This window comes from Streptomyces sp. UC4497 (assembly GCF_054871485.1).
In genome coordinates, this window is sequence record NZ_JBTYHB010000011.1 from 82454 (window position 1) to 96661 (window position 14208).

A 14208-nucleotide genomic window follows, 5' to 3' on the forward strand; every position below is an offset into this window, starting at 1 on the left:
AGCCATGAATGGCACGCGTTGAAGGTGTTGACCTCCCGCGCGAGAAGCGCATTGAGGTCGCCCTCACCTACGTGTTCGGCATCGGCCGCACGCGCGCCCAGCAGACGCTGGACGCGATCGGTGTCGACCGCAACATCCGCGTTCGCGACATCAGCGAGGAAGACCTCGTCAAGATCCGCGAGTACGTGGACCAGAACTTCCAGACCGAGGGTGACCTCCGTCGCGAGATTCAGGCCGACATCCGCCGCAAGGTCGAGATCGGCTGCTACCAGGGTCTGCGTCACCGTCGCGGCCTGCCGGTCCACGGTCAGCGCACCAGCACGAACGCTCGTACCCGCAAGGGCCCGCGTCGCGCCATCGCCGGTAAGAAGAAGCCGGGCAAGAAGTAGTCCTCAGCGGACGCTCATCAGCGGTCTTCGCTGTAGGACCGACCACCTCCCTGTAGGAGAACGACATGCCCCCCAAGGGTCGTCAGGGCGCTGCCAAGAAGGTGCGCCGCAAGGAAAAGAAGAACGTCGCTCACGGCCACGCGCACATCAAGAGCACGTTCAACAACACGATCGTGTCCATCACGGACCCGACCGGCAACGTGATCTCGTGGGCCTCCGCCGGCCACGTCGGCTTCAAGGGCTCGCGCAAGTCCACGCCGTTCGCCGCGCAGATGGCCGCCGAGTCGGCTGCCCGCCGCGCGCAGGAGCACGGCATGCGCAAGGTCGACGTCTTCGTCAAGGGCCCGGGTTCCGGTCGTGAGACCGCCATCCGCTCCCTGCAGGCGACCGGCCTCGAGGTCGGCTCGATCCAGGACGTCACGCCGACGCCGCACAACGGCTGCCGTCCCCCCAAGCGTCGCCGCGTCTGATTCCGGTCAGTAACGCAGGCCGTTTGGTCTGAGTTCTTCGGGCGGTACGGCCTTTGTACTGGGCCGTACCGCCCGTACTCTTGACAGGTACGACATCAGGCTCCGCCTGGTGGTCTCAGGGCATCAAATAGTGGGTGCCCCTGACTGAAGGATTCACTTCATGCTGATTGCTCAGCGTCCCTCGTTGACCGAAGAGGTCGTCGACGAATTCCGCTCCCGGTTCGTGATCGAGCCGCTGGAGCCGGGCTTCGGCTACACCCTCGGCAACTCCCTTCGCCGCACGCTCCTCTCGTCGATCCCCGGCGCTGCTGTCACCAGCATCCGCATCGACGGTGTCCTGCACGAGTTCACCACCGTGCCGGGCGTCAAGGAGGACGTCACCGACCTCATCCTGAACATCAAGCAGCTGGTCGTCTCCTCGGAGCACGACGAGCCGGTCGTGATGTACCTGCGCAAGCAGGGCCCGGGTCTGGTCACCGCCGCCGACATCGCGCCCCCGGCCGGTGTCGAGGTGCACAACCCCGACCTCGTCCTCGCCACGCTCAACGGCAAGGGCAAGCTGGAGATGGAGCTGACCGTCGAGCGCGGTCGCGGCTACGTCTCCGCCGTGCAGAACAAGCAGGTCGGTCAGGAGATCGGGCGCATCCCGGTCGACTCGATCTACTCGCCGGTTCTCAAGGTCACGTACAAGGTCGAGGCCACGCGTGTCGAGCAGCGCACCGACTTCGACAAGCTGATCGTCGACGTCGAGACCAAGCAGGCCATGCGTCCCCGTGACGCCATGGCGTCCGCCGGTAAGACGCTGGTCGAGCTGTTCGGTCTCGCCCGCGAGCTGAACATCGACGCCGAGGGCATCGACATGGGTCCGTCCCCGACGGACGCCGCCCTGGCCGCCGATCTGGCGCTGCCGATCGAGGAGCTCGAGCTCACCGTTCGGTCGTACAACTGCCTCAAGCGCGAGGGCATCCACTCCGTGGGTGAGCTCGTCGCCCGCTCCGAGGCCGACCTGCTCGACATCCGCAACTTCGGTGCGAAGTCGATCGACGAGGTCAAGGCGAAGCTGGCCGGCATGGGCCTGGCCCTCAAGGACAGCCCGCCCGGATTCGACCCGACCGCCGCGGCGGACGCGTTTGGCGCGGACGACGACGCGGATGCCGGGTTCGTCGAGACCGAGCAGTACTGAGTCGCTCCGCTTCGGCGGACGGTTCATCGCTGCGGAGCCGTGGTTGCGGTTTGCGCAGTTCCCCGCGCCCCTGGAAACAGGGGCCCGGGTCTCCGACAGGCGGCCGCCTGCTCGGATACTGACTCCGGTACCTGATACGGCCGGGGCAGACACCTAGGAGAAACATCATGCCGAAGCCCGCCAAGGGTGCCCGTCTGGGCGGCAGCGCCGCGCACGAGAAGCTGCTCCTCGCGAACCTCGCGAAGAGCCTCTTCGAGCACGGCAAGATCACGACGACCGACGCCAAGGCGCGTCGTCTGCGTCCGTACGCGGAGCGTCTGGTCACCAAGGCGAAGAAGGGCGACCTTCACAACCGCCGTCAGGTGCTCCAGGTCATCTCGGACAAGGGCGTCGTCCACACGCTCTTCACCGAGATCGCCCCGCGCTACGAGAACCGTCCGGGTGGCTACACCCGTATCACCAAGATCGGTAACCGCCGTGGCGACAACGCGCCCATGGCTGTCATCGAGCTGGTCGAGGCCCTGACGGTCCAGCAGCAGGCCACCGGTGAGGCCGAGGCCGCCACCAAGCGTGCCGCCAAGGACGCCGAGGCCACCGAGGCGCAGACCGAGGCTCCGGCCGAGGCTGCCGCCGAGGAGTCCAAGGACGCCTGAGGCTGACGCCTTGTGTGTGAGCGGGTCCGCCCTTCCGGGGCGGGCCCGCTTTCCGTTTCTCCCTAAGGATTGTTTGTTGTGAGTGATGAGGTGGCCGACGGCTTCGTGCGGCTGCGGCTCGACGTGAGCTACGACGGCAGGGACTTCTCCGGGTGGGCCAAGCAGGCCTCCGGGCGGCGGACCGTGCAGGGGGAGATCGAGGACGCGCTCCGCACGGTGACGCGGTCCGAGCAGTCGTACGACCTGACGGTCGCCGGGCGGACCGACGCGGGGGTGCACGCGCGGGGGCAGGTGGCGCACGTGGACCTGCCGGAGCCGGTGTGGGCCGAGCACCGGGAGAAGCTGCTGAAGCGGCTCGCGGGGCGGCTGCCGAAGGATGTGCGGGTGTGGTCGGTGGCCGAGGCGCCGAGCGGCTTCAACGCGCGTTTCTCGGCGATCTGGCGGCGGTACGCGTACCGGGTGACGGATCACCCGGGCGGCGTCGATCCGCTGCTGCGGGGCCACGTGCTGTGGCACGACTGGCCGCTGGACGTCGACGCGATGAACGAGGCGGCCGAGCGGCTCCTCGGTGAGCACGACTTCGCCGCCTACTGCAAGCGGCGTGAGGGCGCGACCACCATCCGTACGCTGCAGAAGCTCAGCCTCGTGCGCGGGGACGACGGGATCATCACCGCGACCGTGCGGGCCGATGCCTTCTGCCACAACATGGTGCGGTCCCTGATCGGGGCGCTGCTGTTTGTGGGCGACGGGCACCGGCCGGCCGACTGGCCCGGCAAGGTGCTCGCCGCGGGCGTGCGGGACTCCGCCGTGCACGTGGTGCGGCCGCACGGGCTGACGCTGGAGGAAGTCGGTTACCCCGCCGACGAGTTGCTCGCCGCGCGCAACAAGGAGGCGCGCAACAAGCGGACGCTCCCGGGCGCCGGATGTTGCTGAGGACGGCGCCCGGGGCGGTGGCGGTCAGCCCGCCGTCGCCGCCGCGGAGGCCTGGATCTCGCCGCGCCGCTTGATCTGCTGGAAGGTGAATTCCTGGAGGTCGTCGCCGAGGGAGAACACCACGGTGTCCTTCTTCGTGGCGTCCCGGCCGTTGGTGAGGCCGCCGTTGGTGAAGTACGTGTAGCGGCCCACCGAGTTGGCGGTCTGGCGGCACACCGTGGTGCGGCAGAACGCGGGCACCCCGGAGCCCGGCAGCGAGGCCACCGTGCCGTCGAAGTCGTACTGCTCCTTGGCCTTCGTCGCCTCCGCCTTCGTCTTGAAGACGGCGACACCGATGGTGACCGCGGAGTCGCCCTTGTAGTACGTGGCCCGGATCAGCTGGTTGCAGTTGTTGCTCTTCAGCACCCCGGCCAGGCCCTTCTGCGCGGCGGACGCGCAGTCGGTGGTGCGGGCCGTGGCGCCCTTCGTGTAGACGCGGTCACCGAAGGTGAGCTTCTTGCCGGGGAAGAGCGTGTCCGCGCTGATCGGGGCCCTGTCCTTCGCGGCGCTGTTGATGAAGTCGTTCGGGTCGAGCGGGGGCGGCGGCGTCGTCGCGTCGAAGGACGGCCCTCCCGATTTGCCCTCGCTGGGGATGTCCGCCGTGCTCGGCAGCTGGTCGGCCGGTTTGTTGGCGTTCTCGTTGCTCTTGTTCGTCGAGACGATGCCCCACGCGACCGCCGAACCGACGGCGAGCGTGGCCACGATCGCACCGCTGATCACCATCCAGCGCTTCTTGCGCGCGCGTGCCTCTGATGCCTCCGCGAGCGACGCCCAGTCCGGGGTCGACCCGCCGTCATTGGGCCCCCACGGGGATCCCCCTTGCCCGAAACTCATGGGGCGCATCTTAGAGGTACGGCCTGATGTGGCACGGCCCTCGTCCCGTGGCGGAGGTGTGAGGGCTTTCGGCGCGTTAGCGTGGAGGGGCAACGACAGAGCGGAATCCACAGCCTCCGGAGCTCCGGAGGCCCGCGTTTTGACCCATCCGGGGCAGCGCAGGTAGTCTCGATCGTTGTTATACGTATCGGCCTGGTCGTCATCGGGCGAGAGGCCCTTACGTAGGTTCCCTGGAGCAGTTACCAGTGGACGGCATACGGGCGCTGAACCCGGCACTGTCGTCCCCAGCTGCACGATCGCTTCAGTGATGCCATGTTCAGCACCCATCTACTGAAGAAGAAGGCTGCGAAGTGCGTACGTACAGCCCCAAGCCCGGCGATGTGACTCGCCAGTGGCACGTCATTGACGCGCAGGACATCGTCCTGGGCCGTCTGGCCACCACTGCCGCGACTCTCCTCCGTGGCAAGCACAAGCCGACCTATGCCCCCCACATGGACATGGGCGACTTCGTCGTCATCGTCAATGCGGACAAGGTGCACCTGTCCGGCAACAAGAAGACCCAGAAGATGGCGTACCGCCACTCCGGTTACCCGGGTGGTCTGCGTTCCGTGCGCTACGACGAGCTTCTCGAGAAGAACCCCGAGAAGGCCGTCGAGAAGGCCATCAAGGGCATGCTCCCCAAGAACACGCTCGGCCGTCAGATGCTCTCGAAGCTGAAGGTCTACTCGGGCGAGACGCACCCGCACGCTGCCCAGCAGCCGGTGCCGTTCGAGATCACCCAGGTCGCGCAGTAGTTCCGGCCACACCCCCTAAGACAGAAAAGAATCTGAGGAGAATCGTGGCCGAGACCACCGCCGAGACGCCGGTCGAAGAGATCGCCGACGTCGAGAGCTACACCACCGAGTCCGACGCGCCCGTCGAGGGCGAGTACACCTCGGAGTCCAACCCCGCCCGCTTCGGTGACCCGCAGCCGGCCGCCGGCCTGGGCCGCCGCAAGAACGCCATCGCGCGCGTTCGCATCGTGCCCGGCACCGGCAAGTGGAAGGTCAACGGGCGCACGCTCGAGGACTACTTCCCGAACAAGGTCCACCAGCAGGAAGTCAACGAGCCCTTCAAGGTGCTCGAGCTCGACGGCCGCTACGACGTCATCGCCCGCATCTCGGGTGGCGGCGTCTCCGGTCAGGCCGGTGCCCTGCGCCTCGGCGTGGCCCGCGCGCTGAACGAGGCCGACGTGGACAACAACCGCGGCGCCCTCAAGAAGGCCGGCTACCTCCGCCGCGACGACCGTGCGGTCGAGCGCAAGAAGGCCGGTCTCAAGAAGGCCCGCAAGGCCCCGCAGTACAGCAAGCGCTAAACTCCGCTGCCTGCTTGTTTTTCCGTTCGCCCCGGCGGCACGTACCGTGCCGCCGGGGCGTTCGTCTTATGTCGATGTGAAGGTTCGGAGGACATCAAGGTGGGACGACTCTTCGGCACGGACGGCGTGCGCGGTGTCGCCAATGCGGATCTGACGGCGGAGCTCGCGCTCGGTCTGTCGGTCGCGGCGGCACATGTTCTGGGCGAGGCCGGCAGTTTTGAGGGCCATCGTCCGGTGGCCGTGGTCGGCCGTGATCCGCGCGCCTCGGGCGAGTTCCTGGAGGCCGCGGTCGTCGCGGGCCTGGCCAGCGCCGGAGTCGACGTGCTGCGCGTGGGCGTGCTGCCCACGCCCGCGGTCGCGTACCTGACGGGCGCGCTCGGCGCCGACCTCGGTGTGATGCTCTCCGCGAGCCACAACGCCATGCCGGACAACGGCATCAAGTTCCTCGCCCGCGGCGGCCACAAGCTGGACGACGCCCTCGAGGACCGGATCGAGACGATCTACGAGGAGCACCGCACCGGCGCCCCGTGGAGCCGTCCGACGGGCTCCGGCGTCGGCCGCGTGAAGTCGTACGGCGAGGGCCTCGACCAGTACATCGCGCACCTCGCGGGCGTGCTGCCGAACCGGCTGGAGGGCCTGAAGATCGTCCTCGACGAGGCGCACGGCGCGGCCTCGCGGGTCTCCCCGGAGGCCTTCATCCGGGTCGGTGCCGAGGTCGTCACGATCGGCGCCGAGCCCGACGGGCTGAACATCAACGACGGGTGCGGTTCGACCCACCTGGACCTGCTGAAGGCCGCCGTCGTCGAGCACGGGGCGGACTTCGGCATCGCGCACGACGGGGACGCCGACCGCTGCCTGGCCGTGGACCACACCGGGTCCGAGGTCGACGGCGACCAGATCATGGCGGTGCTCGCGCTCGACATGAAGGAGCGCGGCGTACTGCGCGACGACACGCTGGTCGCGACCGTCATGTCGAACCTGGGCCTGAAGCTGGCGATGGAGCGCGAGGGCATCGACCTCGTGCAGACCGCCGTCGGCGACCGCTACGTCCTGGAGAACATGAAGGAGAACGGGTACGCGCTCGGCGGCGAGCAGTCCGGGCACGTCATCGTTCTCGACCACGCCACGACCGGTGACGGCACGCTGACGGGCCTGCTGCTCGCGGCACGCGTCGCGCAGTCGGGGCGGACGCTGAAGGACCTGGCGAGCGTCATGGAGCGGCTGCCGCAGGTGCTCATCAACGTGCCGGACGTGGACAAGTCCCGCGTCACCACGTCCGCGGAGCTGCAGAAGGCCGTGGCGGACGCGGAGCGTGAACTGGGCGCGACCGGACGGGTGTTGCTGCGGTCGTCGGGTACGGAGCCGCTGGTGCGGGTGATGGTCGAGGCCGCGGACATCGGGCAGGCCCGGTCCGTGGCGGAGCGCCTGGCCGACGTCGTGAAGTCGGCGCTCGGCTAGGTCTCTAGCTCTTCGCGAGCTTCTTGGCGGTACGTTCGCGCTGCTTGGCCCAGAGGTACTTCTGGGCGAGGAGCGTGAGCGTACCGGCCAGGACGATCCCCAGCAGGTTCAGCAGGAGCTGCTGGGTCGAGCCCCACATCTGGCCCATGTCGCCGTAGCTCAGCGCCACCGCGGCGTTCGCCGCCGCCGGGACCGTCGTCACCGAGATGGCGACGCCCACCAGGGCGCCGGACTTCGCCGAGGTGAGCGACAGGGTGCCGGCCGCGCCCGCGAGCACGGCCACCACGAACGAGAACGCGTCGGGGTCCCAGATGAACCTGGTGTTGGGGCGGTCGCCCTCCAACTTGCCCTCGGTGAACAGGTTCATGGCGTCCATGAAGTAGCTGAAGCCCACCGTCACCGCCATCGCCACCGCGAAGCCGACGAGCAGGGCGACCAGGGAACGCCACGCGAGGCGCGGCGACTTGCGCACCAGGGCCGTGCAGAACCCGGCGAGCGGGCCGAACTCCGGGCCGACCGCCATGGCGCCCACGATCAGGACCGCGTTGTCGAGCACGACACCGCACGCCGCGATCATCGTCGCGATGACCAGGAACGCCACGTACGTGATCGTGAGCGTGGACTCCTCGTGCGTGGCGTCCGACAGCTGCTCCCACAGGACCGCGTCCGCGCCCTCGCCCGGAGCGTCCTTCTCGGCCCTGTCGGCGCGCAGGGACAGCGACAGGTCGATGTTCTCGACGGAGATCGAGCCCGACCGGTCGATGCCCAACTGCCGCAGCCCGCCGATGAGTTCGTCACCGGCCTCGCGCGCGACGTCGCACATGACGACGTCGCCCGACGGATTGCGGGCGGCGTCCGGGAGGACCACGACGTGCGTGGTCCCGGTCGTCTTCTCGATCAGACGCACCACGTCGTCCGTGGTGCCGGACGGCGTGATGAGGCGCAGATGCAGCATGGGGGTCTTTCTAGCAGCTACAGCTTGCGCAGGCGCAGCCGTTGGACCTTGTGGTCGGGGCCCTTGCGGATGACGAGTCCCGCGCGCCCGCGCGTGGGGGCCACGTTCTCCAGCAGGTTCACCTTGTTGATGGTGCGCCAGGTGGTGCGCGCGTAGTCGAGCGCCTCCTCCTCGGAGACCTGGGTGTACTTCCTGAAGTACGAGGACGGGTCCTGGAAGGCCGTCGCGCGCAGCTTGCGGAAGCGGTTGAGGTACCAGGCCTCGATGTCCTCGGCGCGCGCGTCGACGTACACGCTGAAGTCGAAGAAGTCGGCGAGACCGACGCGGGTGCGGCCGTCCTTGCCGGGCAGGGCGGGCTGCAGCACGTTGATGCCCTCGACGATGAGGATGTCGGGGCGGCGCACGACGAGCTTCTCGCCGGGCACGATGTCGTAGATCAGGTGCGAGTAGACCGGGGCGGTCACCTCGTCCTTGCCGGCCTTGATGTCGGCGACGAAGCGGGTCAGGGCGCGCCGGTCGTACGACTCGGGGAAGCCCTTCCTCGACATCAGGCCGCGGGCCTCCAGCTCCTTGGTGGGGAGCAGGAAGCCGTCGGTGGTGACGCGCTCGACGCGCGGGTGCTCGGGCCAGCGGGAGAGCAGGGCCTGGAGGAGGCGGGCGACGGTCGACTTGCCGACCGCGACGGAGCCGGCGACTCCTATGACGAAGGGCGTGCCCGACTGGGCGGCCTTCTTGTTCGTCTCGCCGAGGAACGTGTTGAGCGCCCCGCGCAGGCCGTCGGTCGCGCCCACGTACAGGTTCAGCAGGCGGGAGAGCGGCAGATAGATGTCGCGGACCTCGTCCAGGTCGATCACGTCACCGAGGCCGCGTAGCCGCTCGACCTCCTCCGCGGTGAGCGGGAGTGGCGTCTTGTCGCGCAGTGCGCTCCATTCCGTACGGGTGAGGTCGACGTAGGGAGTCACCTCCGGCTTCTGCCGGTGGGTGCTCCGGGAGGTCGCTTGTCGCTTGGACTCGGAGACCGGAGAGATCACAGTCCATTGTTACGGCAGTGTGGCGCGCCGCGGCAGGTGGGGTGTGTCACGCCGGGGGATGTGGGAACCCCATTCGTCACAGCTTCGCCACAGGTATGGACCGTACGTGGGGGTGGCGATACATTCCGTGCACCCGTGGGACGCAAGGCTGTCCGCGGGGCGGGAGGGGAACCGTGATGGCAGCGCTTCGTGTGCCGAATTTCGTCCGCCGCAAGGCGGTGGATGCCTCCGCGATGGACGACTGGGCGAGTCACGTCTGCAGCGAACTCGCGCTGGAACTGCCCGACGAGGACATCGCCGAGGACCTGGACGACTGCCTCGACCTCTACCGCTACGGCAGCAAGCCGCGCTGCGAGGAGATCGAGTACCTGGAGCTCGTGCGGGACGCGCAGGACCGGATCGACAGGGGACGGACGGCCTGAGGCCGGACCGACGGGGGAGTGCGGCCCGGGTCCTGGCCCGGCGACCGTAAGGTCTGCTGCATGAGCATCATCGGGGTCGGTATCGACGTGGCCGAGATCGAGCGGTTCGCGGCGTCGCTGGAGCGCACGCCGGGCATGGCCGAGCGCCTCTTCCTGGACGACGAGCTGCTGCTGCCCAGCGGGGAGCGGCGCGGGATCGCCTCGCTCGCGGCCCGGTTCGCCGCGAAGGAGGCCGTCGCCAAAGCGCTGGGCGCGCCGGCCGGGCTGCGCTGGACCGACGCGGAGGTGTGGGTCGAGGAGAGCGGGCAGCCGCGGCTCCGGGTGAGCGGGACGGTGGCCGCGCGGGCGGCGGAGCTGGGTGTGCGGGGGTTCCATGTGTCGCTGAGCCATGACGCGGGGGTCGCGTCGGCGGTCGTGGTGGCCGAGGGGTAGGGGCGGCGCCGCCCCCGCCCCTCGGCCGGCAGGCCCTACGCCCGGTGGCGGAACACGATGCGGCCGCGTGTCAGGTCGTACGGAGTGATCTCCACCTGGACCCGGTCCGCCAACAGGATCTTGATGTAGTTCTTGCGGATCTTGCCGCTGACGTGCGCGAGCACCCGGTGCCCGTTGTCGAGCTCCACGGTGAACATCGCACTGCGCAGACACTCGACGACGGTGCCCTCGGCGTGCACGCCGCCTCCGGTGTTCTTCGCGGTTCCCCTCGTCCCGCTCATCGGACCAGCTCCAGTGCGCGGTTCACGCGCCGCGCGCCGATGCCGTCGAAGAGGGCCGCCGCCGCTTCGTTCGACTCGTCCACCTCGGCCGACGCCGCCTGCACGCCGGAGCGGTGCAGGGTGTTCAGTACGTCGGCCAGGAGGGCCCGCGCGATGCCGCGGCGCCGCGCGTCGGTGCGGACCGCGAGCAGCCCGATGCGGGGGCGCCGGGTGGCCGTCGCCAGGCGCAGGAGGCCCAGGTAGGCGCCGTCCGGGGCCTCGGCCACGGTGTACTTCGTGGGGTCGACGACGGTGACGCCCGGTGGCAGCGGCCGGACCTCGGCCGGCATGGTGCGCCAGCCGACGGTGGCCTCGATCTCGTCCCGGATCGTGCGGTCGAGGGCGCGCAGCCGCGTCCCGTCCGCGGCGCCGGCCGGGACGACGGTGACGTCCGCGGGCGGGCGCACCGCGCCGAGGTCCGTGACGGCGGGGTCGGTGGGGACCGCGTACTCCCACTCGCCGCGGCCGACCGTGAAGCCGAACTCCCGCCATTTCGACGTCAGTTCGGTGTCGTTCTCGTCGACGACGGTGTGCAGCGGGCCCGGCAGGCCCGCCAACAGGGTCTCGGCCAGGGCCGCGAACGCGGTGTCGTGCCAGGCGTCGACGCTGATGAAGAGGCGGCCGTCGGGCCGGTGCGCGGCGTGGCCGCGGCCGATCACCTCGTCGTCCTCCAGGGCGTGCCACTGGTGGTCCGCGACGCGGGTCACAGTGACGGTATGGCGGGTGCTTTGTGTGTTCATCGGTGTCTCCTCGGGAAGCCCTCGATCTCGGGGCGCTCCCGGCGACACCTGCTGTCAGCCGCCGGACCGTGACGAGCTGAGGGAGCACCCATGGGTGACTGCGTTCACGGGTCTCACCTCCCAGCTATGACTGCACGGTCGTCGCCGACGGTAGCAAGGGGCGGGCGTCAGGCGAAGCGGTTTTCCACCACGTCCTGCCAGGCGCTGCGCAGCGCCCCCGCCACGTCCTGCGCCGAGATCGGTGCCCCGTCCGCCGCGTGCCGTGCCGCGAGCCCGTGCAGATGGGCGCCGACCGAGGCCGCGTCCAGCGGGGCGAGGCCCGCCGCGAGCAGGGAGCCGGTCAGGCCGGAGAGGACGTCGCCGCTGCCGGCCGTGGCGAGCCACGGGGTGCCGGTGGGGTTCACGCGGGCCGGGCGGGCCCCGTCCGGCGGCGACACCAGGGTCGTCGAGCCCTTCAGGAGGACGGTGGCGTCGTAGCGGTCCGCCAACTCCCTTACGGACGACAGGCGTTCGGCCTCCACCGCCTCGCGCGTCACACCGAGGAGTGCGGCCGCCTCCCCGGCGTGCGGGGTCAGGACGGTGGGCGCCGTGCGGGCGCGGACCGTCGCCGGGTCCGCGAGGCGCAGCCCGTCCGCGTCGATCAGGACCGGGACGTCCGAGGCCAGGACGTCGTGCAGGCCCGACGTGTCGTCGCCGAGGCCGGGGCCGAGCACCCAGGCCTGGACCCGGCCCGCCTTCGCCGGCGGTCCGGCCGAGACGAGCGTCTCCGGGAAGCGGGCGAGCACCGCGTCCGCGGCCGGGCCCACGTACCGGACGGCGCCCGCCCCGCCGTGCAGCGCGCCCGCCACCGCCAGGACCGCCGCGCCGGGGTAGCGGGCCGAGCCCGCGACGATGCCGACGACGCCGCGCCGGTACTTGTCGCTCTCGCCGGTCGGCCGGGGGAGCAGCGCCGCCACGTCCGCGTACTGGAGGGACTCCAAGGTCGCCGCGACCTCGGTGAGTTCGAGGCCGATGTCGACGAGGCGGAGCGCGCCCGCGTACCCGCGGGCCGGGTCGACGAGCAGGCCCGGCTTGTACGTTCCGAAGGTGACGGTCGCGTCCGCCCGTACCGCTTCGCCGCGCACCTCGCCGGTGTCGGCGTCCACGCCGCTCGGGAGGTCGACGGCCACGACGGTTCCCCTTGCGGCGTCGGCCAGTTCGGCCGCGCGGGGGCGCAGGCCGCCCTTGCCGCCGATGCCCACGATGCCGTCGACGACGAGGTCGGCGCGGCCCACGCGCTCCGTGGCGTGCTCGTCCTGCGCGTCGAGGACCGTGCCGCCCGCCGCGCGCAGCGCCGCGAGGCCTCCGGCGTGGGCCCGGTCGGGGTTCAGCAGCAGCGCCGTGACGCCCGCGCCCCGGCGGGCGAGGCGCGCGCCGGCGTACAGGGCGTCGCCGCCGTTGTCCCCCGAGCCGACGAGAAGGGTGACGCGGGAGCCGTACACCTTGCCGAGCAGATCGGCGCAGGCGGTGGCGAGACCGGCCGCCGCGCGTTGCATCAGCGCGCCCTCGGGCAGCCGCGCCATGAGGGCGCGCTCGGCGGACCTGACCGTCTCTACGTCGTGAGCGAGTCGCATGGTGTCGAGTGTCTCGCAGAGCCGCCGCCCCGGCCGAAGTGATTTGTGCCGGATTGGCCAACGGATCTCGTGTCACACCCCTCTGAGACACTGACCTCACCATGAACGAGAACGTGACTGCCCCGCTCCGCGCCCGCGCCGAGATCGACCTGGCCGCACTCAAGGCCAATGTGCGAGCCCTGCGCGCCCATGCGCCCGGGGCCGCGTTCATGGCGGTCGTGAAGGCGGACGGGTACGGGCACGGCATGATCCCGGTCGCGCGGGCCGCCAAGGACGCCGGGGCCGAGTGGCTGGGGGCCGCCACCGCCGAGGAGGCGCTGGAGCTGCGCGCGGCGGGTCTCACCGGGCGCATCCTGTGCTGGCTGTGGGTGCCGGGCGGGCCCTGGCGGGCGGGCATCGAGGCCGATCTCGACATGTCGGTGAGCGGCATGTGGGCGCTGCGCGAGGTCGTCGACGCCGCGCGCGCGACGGGCCGGGTCGCCCGCATCCAGCTCAAGGCCGACACGGGCCTCGGGCGCAACGGGTGCCTGCCCGCCGACTGGCCCGAGCTCGTACGGGAGGCGCTGAAGGCCCAGCGGGACGGGTTCGTGAACGTCACGGGCCTCTGGTCGCACTTCGCGTGCGCCGACGAGCCCGGCCATCCGTCCATCGCCGCCCAGTTGACCGCCTTCCGGGAGATGGTCGCGCACGCGGAGGGCGAGGGCGTCACCCCGGAGGTCCGGCACATCGCCAACTCGCCGGGGACGCTGACCCTTCCCGAGACGCACTTCGACCTCGTGCGCCCCGGCATCGCGATGTACGGGATCTCGCCGAGCCCCGAGGTCGGCGCGCCCGGCAACTTCGGGCTTCGCCCCGTGATGACGCTGAAGGCGAATCTCGCGCTCGTGAAGCACGCGCCGGGTGGACTCGGCGTCAGTTACGGGCATCACTACGTCACACCGGGCGAGACGACGCTCGGCCTCGTCCCGTTGGGCTACGCGGACGGCATCCCGCGACACGCGTCCGGTACGGCCCCGGTCCTGATCGGCGGCAAGCGGCGCACGATCGCGGGCCGGGTGGCCATGGACCAGTTCGTCGTCGACCTCGGCGGCGACGAGCCGGCCGCGGGGGACGAGGCGGTGCTCTTCGGACCCGGTGACGGCGGCGAGCCGACCGCGGAGGACTGGGCGGTCGCGTCGGGCACCATCGCGTACGAGATCGTCACGCGCATCGGATCCCGCGTACCGCGCGTCTACGTAGACGAAGAGGGCGGCACCGTGGACGAAGAGGGCGGGACCACGCGCGCGTGACCGGCGTCACGCCTTGAAGGTCCACCGGCACGGCTGTCCGACCCGCCACCATGTGAAGCAACAACGGAACGGGTAACCCGACACCGGACGACA

Annotated in this window: 17 protein-coding genes; 11 read left to right on the forward strand and 6 right to left on the reverse strand. The window is 70.4% G+C overall.

Annotated elements, in window-relative coordinates:
• The first annotated feature begins 8 nt into the window (after positions 1 to 8).
• The 5 genes from rpsM to truA all read left to right on the forward strand — a co-directional run bounded on the left by rpsM (position 9) and on the right by truA (position 3628).
• Positions 9 to 389: a 30S ribosomal protein S13 gene (gene rpsM / locus ACYSUO_RS17575; RefSeq protein ID WP_306320981.1), complete on the forward strand. Its 381-nt coding sequence runs from the start codon at positions 9 to 11 to the stop codon at positions 387 to 389.
• 65 nt (positions 390 to 454) lie between these two features.
• A complete protein-coding gene (rpsK, locus tag ACYSUO_RS17580; protein ID WP_003948617.1) occupies positions 455 to 859 on the forward strand; it encodes a 30S ribosomal protein S11 in 405 nt (134 codons plus the stop codon).
• A gap of 160 nt (positions 860 to 1019) precedes the next feature.
• Entirely contained in the window at positions 1020 to 2042 is a 1023-nt protein-coding gene (locus tag ACYSUO_RS17585) for a DNA-directed RNA polymerase subunit alpha (protein ID WP_003966937.1), read from the forward strand.
• A gap of 167 nt (positions 2043 to 2209) precedes the next feature.
• A complete protein-coding gene (gene rplQ / locus ACYSUO_RS17590; RefSeq protein WP_266713111.1) occupies positions 2210 to 2695 on the forward strand; it encodes a 50S ribosomal protein L17 in 486 nt (161 codons plus the stop codon).
• Positions 2696 to 2773: 78 nt separating this feature from the next.
• Positions 2774 to 3628: a tRNA pseudouridine(38-40) synthase TruA gene (gene truA / locus ACYSUO_RS17595; protein WP_461777067.1), complete on the forward strand. Its 855-nt coding sequence runs from the start codon at positions 2774 to 2776 to the stop codon at positions 3626 to 3628.
• A gap of 24 nt (positions 3629 to 3652) precedes the next feature.
• On the opposite strand, the gene ACYSUO_RS17600 is transcribed toward truA, so the two are convergent.
• Positions 3653 to 4501, reverse strand: a complete 849-nt coding sequence (locus ACYSUO_RS17600) for a hypothetical protein (RefSeq protein ID WP_461777068.1) — start codon at positions 4499 to 4501, stop codon at positions 3653 to 3655.
• 350 nt (positions 4502 to 4851) lie between these two features.
• Here ACYSUO_RS17600 and rplM point away from each other — a divergent pair, with 350 nt between their 5' ends.
• The 3 genes from rplM (at position 4852) to glmM (ending at position 7313) form a co-directional block, all read left to right on the forward strand.
• On the forward strand, positions 4852 to 5295 hold the full coding sequence (gene rplM / locus ACYSUO_RS17605; protein ID WP_461777069.1) for a 50S ribosomal protein L13: 444 nt from the start codon (positions 4852 to 4854) through the stop codon (positions 5293 to 5295).
• 44 nt (positions 5296 to 5339) lie between these two features.
• A complete protein-coding gene (rpsI, locus tag ACYSUO_RS17610) occupies positions 5340 to 5855 on the forward strand; it encodes a 30S ribosomal protein S9 (protein ID WP_327661994.1) in 516 nt (171 codons plus the stop codon).
• 99 nt (positions 5856 to 5954) lie between these two features.
• Complete coding sequence (gene glmM, locus ACYSUO_RS17615; RefSeq protein WP_461777070.1) at positions 5955 to 7313, forward strand: phosphoglucosamine mutase; 1359 nt, start codon at positions 5955 to 5957, stop codon at positions 7311 to 7313.
• Positions 7314 to 7317: 4 nt separating this feature from the next.
• Here the strand turns inward: glmM and ACYSUO_RS17620 are convergent, their stop codons facing one another.
• Together ACYSUO_RS17620 and coaA are read right to left on the reverse strand one after the other, a co-directional pair.
• Entirely contained in the window at positions 7318 to 8268 is a 951-nt protein-coding gene (locus tag ACYSUO_RS17620; protein WP_461777071.1) for a DUF389 domain-containing protein, read from the reverse strand.
• Positions 8269 to 8285: 17 nt separating this feature from the next.
• Positions 8286 to 9299 carry a type I pantothenate kinase gene (coaA, locus tag ACYSUO_RS17625; protein ID WP_461777072.1) on the reverse strand — a complete coding sequence of 338 codons (1014 nt, stop codon included), beginning with the start codon at positions 9297 to 9299 and terminating at the stop codon, positions 8286 to 8288.
• Positions 9300 to 9475: 176 nt separating this feature from the next.
• Here coaA and ACYSUO_RS17630 point away from each other — a divergent pair, with 176 nt between their 5' ends.
• Together ACYSUO_RS17630 and ACYSUO_RS17635 are read left to right on the forward strand one after the other, a co-directional pair.
• Positions 9476 to 9721 carry a hypothetical protein gene (locus ACYSUO_RS17630; RefSeq protein ID WP_403852514.1) on the forward strand — a complete coding sequence of 82 codons (246 nt, stop codon included), beginning with the start codon at positions 9476 to 9478 and terminating at the stop codon, positions 9719 to 9721.
• A gap of 60 nt (positions 9722 to 9781) precedes the next feature.
• Positions 9782 to 10153 (forward strand): holo-ACP synthase, encoded by a 372-nt coding sequence (locus ACYSUO_RS17635; protein WP_461777073.1) that lies wholly within the window; start codon positions 9782 to 9784, stop codon positions 10151 to 10153.
• Positions 10154 to 10188: 35 nt separating this feature from the next.
• Here the strand turns inward: ACYSUO_RS17635 and infA are convergent, their stop codons facing one another.
• From infA to ACYSUO_RS17650, 3 genes are all read right to left on the reverse strand, one after another.
• A complete protein-coding gene (gene infA, locus ACYSUO_RS17640; protein WP_426901870.1) occupies positions 10189 to 10434 on the reverse strand; it encodes a translation initiation factor IF-1 in 246 nt (81 codons plus the stop codon).
• A complete protein-coding gene (locus ACYSUO_RS17645) occupies positions 10431 to 11213 on the reverse strand; it encodes a GNAT family N-acetyltransferase (RefSeq protein ID WP_461777074.1) in 783 nt (260 codons plus the stop codon). The genes infA and ACYSUO_RS17645 overlap by 4 nt, the downstream gene beginning before the upstream one ends.
• A gap of 167 nt (positions 11214 to 11380) precedes the next feature.
• On the reverse strand, positions 11381 to 12826 hold the full coding sequence (locus ACYSUO_RS17650) for an NAD(P)H-hydrate dehydratase (RefSeq protein ID WP_461777075.1): 1446 nt from the start codon (positions 12824 to 12826) through the stop codon (positions 11381 to 11383).
• A gap of 101 nt (positions 12827 to 12927) precedes the next feature.
• Between ACYSUO_RS17650 and alr the strand changes: the two genes are divergently transcribed.
• Positions 12928 to 14115, forward strand: coding sequence for an alanine racemase (gene alr, locus ACYSUO_RS17655; protein ID WP_461777076.1), 1188 nt, complete (start codon positions 12928 to 12930; stop codon positions 14113 to 14115).
• Positions 14116 to 14208 lie beyond the last annotated feature (93 nt).